The sequence below is a fragment of the Aeromonas sp. 130281 genome (genome assembly GCF_056642115.1).
Window position 1 is genome coordinate 416,470 of sequence record NZ_JBWVQS010000003.1, and the last position, 6,701, is coordinate 423,170.

Here is a 6,701-nt window from a genome sequence, read left to right on the forward strand (position 1 = left end):
AGACGGTGACTTGCGGGAGCATTGGGTGAAAGCGAAGACCAGGGCCTGGCCCTTACTCGGCGTTCTTTATCTATCCATTCTGTTATTCACGGGTAGCACGCTCTATTGCCTGGTGCAGATACAGAATGCGACCCGGGTGATGGAGAAGTACACCTATGACGTCTCCTGGGCCTTGATGCAGCTGCAGCTCGAGCTGGGGCGCTTTCTCAATGCCGTCGAGATTTACCACTACGGCGGCATAGACCATGAAACCCTGCTGCTGCGCTACGACATTCTCTGGAGCCGGACGCCGATCCTGCTGAGCGGCCAGCTGCGCAAGAGCCTGTCGGACAATCCGAAGACGCTGCGGCTGGTCCAGCTGACCGAGAACAATATCCGCAAGCTGGAGCCGGAGCTGACCAGGCTGAAGCCGGGGATGTCGGACTACCAGCAGGTCATGATGACCCTTGCGCCCTTGCAGGAGCCGCTATCCTACTCCCTCGCCTCCATGATGCAGAAGAACATCAACGTCTATTCGGGCAATGACAAGCGCTTCGGCCAGTTGCGCGATGCGCTGCTGTTCATGGTGTTGGGGCTGGTGATATCAGTCATTCTGCTCAGCGGCCTGCTGGTGCGTGAAGCCCGGCGCCATTTCAGAACGGCCCGGGTCGATCCGCTGACCGGCCTGGCCAACAGGCTGGCCTTGCTGGAGAAGATGGAGTCCTATGTCAGCCGTGATACTCCCTTTGGCTTGGTGCTGATCGACATCAACGACTTTCGGGACATCAACAGCAAGTTCGGCTACAGCACAGGGGACATCCTGTTGCAGGAGCTGGCGAAGCGGCTGCGTGCCCTGTGTGAAAACGGCGAATGGGTGGCGCGTCTCGGGGGCGATCAGCTCGCCATGCTGCAACGGGACAGCAGCGACCTGCGCCAGGTCAGGGAGCTGGTGGCGAGGGTGCTCCACGCCATCAAGCAAGACATCATCATCGACAGCTACCCCTTCCGGCTGGAGGTGGGTATAGGCATCGCCTTCTTCCCCACGGACAGCAACCAGACCCAGGAGCTGCTGAGCCGGGCGGAGCAGGCGCTGTTCCACAGCCGCAAGACCCATGTGCCCTATGTCATCTATGACAGCTCCCTGCTCAACGAAACCGCCAGGCGCAAGCACCTCGCCTCCGACATGGTGATGGCCCTTGAACACAATGCCCTGGAGCTCTATTACCAACCCATAGTCAACCTGGAGAGCGGTCGCTGCGAGGCGGTGGAGGCGCTGCTGAGGTGGCGTCATCCCGAGCTTGGCTTCATCCCGCCCAACGAGGTGATCCAGGTGGCGGAAGAGTTCCAGCTTGCCGAGAAGCTGGGGAGCTGGGTGCTGAACACGGCGTGCGAGCAGCTCCACCAGTGGCAGCACCTGGGCTTGGTCGATCTGCAGATGTGCGTCAACATTTCCCCTGGCATGTATCAGCGCAACCTGTTGAAGCTGGTGGCCAAGGCGTTGATGGAACACCATATTCCCGCATCCTGCCTGGTACTGGAGGTGACGGAAGACACCACAATGCGCGAGGTGAAGAACTCGCTGCAGCTGATGCAGGATCTCAGTCAACAGGGGGTTCACCTGGCGCTGGATGACTTCGGAACCGGTTACTCCTCTCTCAGCTATCTGCAGAAGCTGCCGGTGAGCAAGGTGAAGATAGACAGATCCTTCATCCAGGGCATAGACACCTCCATAGAGGCGGCCGAGCTGGTGGCCAACATCTGCCGCATGGGCTCCATGCTGGGCAAGAAGCTGGTGTGTGAAGGCATCGAGACCCAGGGGCAGCTCGACGTGCTGCGCTCATTGACCGACATCCATCTCTACGGACAAGGCTATCTGTTCAGCCGCCCGGAGCAGGCGTCCAAGGCCTATCAGACCCTGCTGGAGATGGAGGAGCGCTGGCTGGCACGGCGTGCACCTGACAAGGCATACCTGCTCTGAACGATATGGCTCATGTCTCGCGGGGCCCGGCCGATAGTCTCTTGGCAGGAGGTACACAATGGATATTTCTAGCTCTGCAAATGCGTCGTTTGGTTCTGCTCTGATGGTGGCCAGCCTGGCCAAGAAGCAGCAGACCCAGGAGGGCGAATCCGCACTGAAACTGCTGGAAACGGCAGCTCAGTCCGCTCCGGCGGCGCCGACATCGGCCAGCGCTTCCCTCGGAAGTAGGATCGATATTCGCGTCTGACCTGAACGAAAAAGCCCCCATCTTTCGATGGGGGCTTTCTTTTTTTATCGGGTTTTATCTGACGGCTTCACTGCTCGGTGCAATGCTCAGACCGGGAAGGGGGCCGGGGCCTCGAAGGTCATCCGCTCGCCGCTGCGGGGGTGGCTGATGGTCAGCATGGCCGCATGCAGGTAGAGATGGGGAGCCGCCGCCAGCGCATCCGGATGGGCATAGAGGTTGTCACCCAGGATCGGGTGCCCCAGCTCCAGCATGTGGACGCGCAGCTGGTGAGAGCGACCTGTGATGGGGGTCAGCTTGATCAGGCTGTTGCCGTTCTCCACCTTCAGTTTTTCCCACAGGGTCAGGGCGTGGCGTCCCTCCTCAAAGTCCACCTTCTGTTTCGGGCGGTTGGGCCAGTCGACGCAGAGCGGCAGGTCGACCTGACCCGAGTCCGCCTCCGGCTCGCCCCACACCCAGGCGAGGTAGTGCTTCTCGGTCTCCCGCTCGCGAAATTGCCGACTCAGCTCCCGATGAGAATTGGGATTGAGGGGTATGACAATGACGCCAGTGGTAGACATATCGAGGCGATGGGCTGCCGCCGCCTTGGGGTGCTGCTGTTTCACCCGATGCAGGACGCTGTCTTCATTCTCGGGGCCGCGCCCTGGGACGCTTAGCAGGCCAGTGGGCTTGTTGACCACCATGATGTCCTTGTCCTTGAACAGGATATCGAGCCAGGGTTCCAGAGGCGGTGAGTATTCAAACATAAATGTCTCGCATCAGAAGGTGGGGGCAAGCCCCCATCAGTTATGGGTAACCACAATCATAAAGGGCATGAGGTCCCGCGTGAGCCGGATCCGTTCATGCCACTTCACTGCCTTGTCAGTTATGGGTGACCACGATAAAGCGGCACTGGGTACCCAGCTTGAGCTGGGTCTGGCCGCTGTCGATCGGTACCTTGTCAGTTATGGGTGACCACAATAAAGCGGATTGCATCCAGCTTGAGTTGGGTCTGATCGATCAGGTGGTGCAATTCTGCCTGCAGATTGCGCAGATAATCCAGTTCGCTGTCGCGCACGTTCGGGTTGACCGCCTTGAGCGCCTCCAGACGATCCAGATCCTGCTGCAGGGTTTGCGCCATCAGGGCACGGGCCTTGTCGACAATCCCCGCTTTCAGCTCTTCGGCAATGGCCTGGCCCTTGCCAATCAGACCGTGGATCACCGGTTGGGACGCGGTGACCAGCTTGCTGCCAAGGTGGCGGTTGACCGGGGTCAGCTGGCGGTTGAAGGCATCGAACGCCACTTTTTCGCCCAGATTCTGGCCGTTCTTGTCCATCAGCAGACGGATCGGCGTCGGCGGCATGAAGCGGTAGAGCTGGGGATGGGCCGCAGACTCGGCAACGAAGATCAGCTCAAGCAGGATGGAGCCGATGGGCAGCGCCTTGTTCTTGAGCAGTGCGACCGAGGTGGCACCGATCTCGGAGCCCAGGATCAGGTCGATGCCGCCGCGCATCATGGGGTGATCCCAGGAGAGCAGCGCCATGTCATCCCGCGACAGGGCGGTGTTGCGATCGAAGGTGATGGTCATGCCGTCTTGCGGCAAGCCCGGGAAGCTGGAGACCAGCATGTGATCCCCCGGGGTCAGCACCAGCGCGTTCTCGCCTCTGTCATCCTGATTGACGCCGATCTCGTCGAACATTTTGAGGGCGAAGGAGATCATGCCGGTGTCGTCATCTTCGGCGGCCAGCTTGTCGACCAGCTGCTGGGCGGCGGCGCCACCGCTGGAGTGGATCTCCAGCAGGCGATCGCGGCCCTGTTCAAGCCGGGCCTTGAGCGGTTCGTGCAGCTCGCGGGTCTTGACCAGCAGGGCGTCCAGCGGGCCTTGCTCGCCGCTGTTGGCGGCCAGCAGCTCGAACAGCTCGTCACGCACAGCTTCGAATACCGGGCGGGCAGTCGGGCAGGTCTGCTCGAACGCATCCAGGCCATCGTGATACCAGAGCTGCAGGGCGCGCTGGGCAGTCCCATCCAGATAGGGAACGTGGATCTCGACGGTATTCTGCTGACCGATACGATCCAGTCGGCCGATACGCTGTTCCAGCAGATCCGGGTTGAGGGGCAGATCGAACAGCACCAGATGGCTGGCAAACTGGAAGTTGCGGCCTTCTGAGCCGATCTCGGAGCAGAGCAGCACCTGGGCGCCCCCCTCTTGCTGGGCGAAATAGGCGGAGGCCTTGTCCCGCTCGAGGATCGACATCCCTTCGTGGAACACGGCACCACGGATCCCTTCACGGGTACGCAGCGCCTCTTCCAGCGCGATGGCGGTGGCCGCTTCGGAGCAGATCACCAGCACTTTCTGCTGGCGGGCTGAGAGCAGCAGCTCCAGCAACCATTCGACGCGCGGGTCGAACTGGGTCCAGGTGGCGTTGTCGCCTTCGAACTGCTGGAAGATCTTCTCCGGATAGAGGTAGCGCAGGGCGCGGGTCTGCAGATCGCCACCATTGCCACCCATCATGCCCATCACCTTGATGGCGGTCTTGTACTGCTCCGGCAGCGGCATGGGGTAGACGTTGAGGTGACGCTCGGGGAAGCCCTGAATATTGGCGCGGCTGTTACGGAACAGCACCCGGCCGGTGCCGTGCTGATCCAGCAGCTTGGCGACCGCGTGCTGGCGGGCCGCTGCATCGCTCAAGTCCAGCCCTTCCAGCTGACTGGCAAGGATCTGTCTGGCTTCATCGCTCAGGGTCTCGCCATCCAGCAGCTCTTGCGCGGCGCTCGCGACCTGACCATAGGCCTGCTCCTCGGCGAGGAAGGCGTCGTAGTCGTAGAAACGTTCGGGATCGAGCAGGCGCAGACGGGCAAAGTGGCTCTGGTGGCCCAGCTGATCCGGGGTCGCAGTCAGCAGCAGCACGCCCGGCACCTGTTCGGCAAGCGCTTCCACCATTTCATAGGCACGGCTCGGCGCCTCTTCGCTCCACTCTAGGTGATGCGCCTCGTCGACAACCAGCAGATCCCACTCGGCTTCCAGCACCTGCTCGAAGCGACGACGCTTCTTGCGAAGGAAGTCGAGGCTGCAGATCACCAGCTGCTCGGTCTCGAATGGGTTCTCTGCATCGGCGAACGCCTCGATGCAGCGCTCCTCGTCAAACAGGGAGAAATGCAGGTTGAAGCGACGCAGCATTTCGACCAGCCACTGGTGCTGCAGGGTTTCGGGCAGCAGGATCAGCACCCGATGGGCACGGCCGGAGAGCAGCTGCTGATGGATGATCATGCCCGCTTCTATGGTCTTGCCCAGACCCACTTCGTCCGCCAGCAGTACGCGCGGGGCGTAGCGATGACCCACTTCATGGGCGATATAGAGCTGGTGCGGGATCAGGCTGACCCGGCCACCGGCCAGACCGCGAGTCGGGTTGCGGCGGCGCTGGTGCTGGTTGATCAGCGCTTCGTAGCGCAGGGTGAAGCGGGACATCCGGTCGATCTGGCCGGCGAACAGGCGATCCTGCGGCTTGTTGAACTTGATAAAGTTGTTGAGAAACACTTCCTTGAGGGCAACGGGCTCATCATTGTCGGTGCGCACACCTACATATATAAGCAGGCCGTCTTTCTCCTGCACTTCTTCGACCGTCATGGTCCAGTCTTCGTGACTGGCAATCTGATCGCCCACATTGAAGCTGACCCGGGTGACCGGCGCCTCTTCTTTGGCATACATGCGGTTTTCACCGGTAGCCGGAAACAACAGGGTAACCATGCGTCCTTCAACAGCAACGACAGTCCCCAACCCCAGATCCGTCTCTGTATCACTAATCCAACGCTGGCCAAGTGCAAAAGGCATTAAACTCTCCAAAGCCCAAGAGTGTGAGAATCGCAAAGGGGCGCTATGTTACCCGAAGGCCGGATCCCGATCACCATGGTTATGGCGTTCGGGAAAGGCAATTCGATACAACCTTGATCTACAGACACCCTTGACCCGGCAAGGGGCAGAAAGTGCCTGCATACGGAACCCTTCTTGAGCATTTAAACACCACCTTGATTGATTGGTGAGCGGTTGAGCTGGAAATGCGAATTTTATACGAAATCGCCCTTGCCAATCCGAGCCAGCTCCCTATAATGCGCCTCCATCGACAGGGCAAGCGGCAACGCAAACAACCCGGTCGATAACCTCGAAAAGCCTTTGAAAATAAGGCTTGACTCGAGAAGGCGGTTGAGTAGAATTCCACTCCCGCAGCAACACACTGTTGCGTCGCTCTTTAACAATTTGAATCAAGCAATCTGTGTGGGCACTCACAGCATCGAACATCAAAAACAATTTTTGATTTTCAATGTCTGGTGAAGTGACCAAGACAACTTCGGTTGTCACAGTTTATTTCAGCAATTCATTGAGCCGCTGAATGTCGTTACTTCGGTAATGGCGCGACGCAAACCAAACTTAAATTGAAGAGTTTGATCATGGCTCAGATTGAACGCTGGCGGCAGGCCTAACACATGCAAGTCGAGCGGCAGCGGGAAAGTAGCTTGCTACTTTTG

At 59.6% G+C, this 6,701-nt stretch carries 4 protein-coding genes and 1 rRNA gene; 3 read left to right on the top strand and 2 right to left on the bottom strand.

Annotation, left to right across the window (positions count from 1 at the left end; all coding sequences use genetic code 11):
- The first annotated feature begins 25 nt into the window (after nucleotides 1-25).
- Both AC1IN8_RS11860 and AC1IN8_RS11865 read left to right on the top strand, forming a co-directional pair.
- Entirely contained in the window at nucleotides 26-1,957 is a 1,932-nt protein-coding gene (locus AC1IN8_RS11860; protein WP_247627229.1) for a putative bifunctional diguanylate cyclase/phosphodiesterase, read from the top strand.
- Nucleotides 1,958-2,015: 58 nt separating this feature from the next.
- Entirely contained in the window at nucleotides 2,016-2,204 is a 189-nt protein-coding gene (locus AC1IN8_RS11865) for a hypothetical protein (RefSeq protein WP_043757779.1), read from the top strand.
- A gap of 86 nt (nucleotides 2,205-2,290) precedes the next feature.
- Here AC1IN8_RS11865 and rluA read toward each other — a convergent pair whose 3' ends face one another.
- Both rluA and rapA read right to left on the bottom strand, forming a co-directional pair.
- A complete protein-coding gene (gene rluA / locus AC1IN8_RS11870) occupies nucleotides 2,291-2,947 on the bottom strand; it encodes a bifunctional tRNA pseudouridine(32) synthase/23S rRNA pseudouridine(746) synthase RluA (RefSeq protein WP_139436753.1) in 657 nt (218 codons plus the stop codon).
- Between the two features lie 194 nt (nucleotides 2,948-3,141).
- A complete protein-coding gene (gene rapA, locus AC1IN8_RS11875) occupies nucleotides 3,142-6,009 on the bottom strand; it encodes an RNA polymerase-associated protein RapA (RefSeq protein ID WP_479758922.1) in 2,868 nt (955 codons plus the stop codon).
- Between the two features lie 596 nt (nucleotides 6,010-6,605).
- On the opposite strand from rapA, the gene AC1IN8_RS11880 reads away from it, so the two are divergent.
- Nucleotides 6,606-6,701, top strand: a 16S ribosomal RNA gene (locus AC1IN8_RS11880); the annotation flags it as partial.